This is a genomic window from Mesorhizobium sp. M4B.F.Ca.ET.017.02.2.1 (assembly GCF_003998955.1).
GTDB classification, from domain to species: Bacteria; Pseudomonadota; Alphaproteobacteria; order Rhizobiales; family Rhizobiaceae; genus Mesorhizobium; species Mesorhizobium abyssinicae.
The window spans coordinates 1-972 of sequence record NZ_RZOF01000649.1; the positions used below are offsets into that span (position 1 = coordinate 1).

Below are 972 nucleotides of genomic sequence, written 5' to 3' on the forward strand. Positions count from 1 at the left end.
GGTCTCGTCGTCGAGGGCGCCGGCGAGCCCGCCGCCCTCGACGACGAGACCATCGCGGCGCGGGCTGCCCGGCTCGCCAAGGCAGCAGAGAAGGCTGCTCGGGCCAAGGGCGGCGCGCTGCCGCCGCTTCGGTTGGCTTCAGGTCGCTGAGCGCGTGATCGGCGCCGCCGGGGACGGGAACCTCGGTGCCGATGATGTAGAGCGGCAGCGCGCCGCCCTTGGCCCGAGCAGCCTTCTCTGCTGCCTTGGCGAGCCGGGCAGCCCGCGCCGCGATGGTCTCGTCGTCGAGGGCGGCGGGCTCGCCGGCGCAGCCCATCGAGGCGTCGAGATGGATCTTGCTGAAGCCGGCCCAGACATAGGCCGTGACCATGGCTTCGGCCTTGGCCATCGCCTGCGCCGCCGGCTCGGAGCGCCAGGGGTTCGGCCCGAGATGGTCGCCGCCGAAGATGATGCGCGAGGGCTGGAGCCCCTCGCGGCTGGCGATCTCCTGGACGAAGGCGACGAACAGGTCGGGCGTCATCCCGGTATAGCCGCCGAACTGGTTGACCTGGTTGCAGGTCGCCTCGATCAGCAGCATCGAATCCGTGTCGGCGACGGCGCGCCGGATCGCCGACTGGATCACCAGCGGATGCGCCGAGCAGATCGAGGTGATGCCGTAGGGCGATCCTCCCCGGCGCGCGGTGGCGAGGCCTGTCAGCGGATTGGTCATCATGTCGCTCGCGCCGTCCCGGCGATGAAGTCGTCAAGCACGTCGAAGCCGGCCAGGCCTTCCATCGGCCCGCGCCGCGTCACGTTGCGGGCGCCCGCGGCATTGGCATAGAACAGCGCCTTGGCCGGCTCCATCCCCTTGCGCCGGCAGGTGAGGTAGGTGGCGCCGAAACAGTCGCCGGCCCCGGTCGGGTCGACTTCCTCGACCAGGAAGCCGGCGCAGTCGATCCGGCTGCCGTCGGCGCCGAAACGGGTTGAGCCGGC

General features: G+C 71.5%; 2 protein-coding genes. Both read right to left on the reverse strand.

What is annotated here, in order from left to right; all coding sequences use genetic code 11:
* On the reverse strand, positions 1-709 hold a 709-nt coding region (locus EN738_RS34605; protein ID WP_145967059.1), incomplete at its 3' end, for a class II D-tagatose-bisphosphate aldolase, non-catalytic subunit.
* Positions 709-972 (reverse strand): PfkB family carbohydrate kinase (locus tag EN738_RS34610; RefSeq protein ID WP_245494857.1); only part of this gene is annotated, 264 nt, incomplete at its 5' end. The genes EN738_RS34610 and EN738_RS34605, both read right to left, overlap by 1 nt.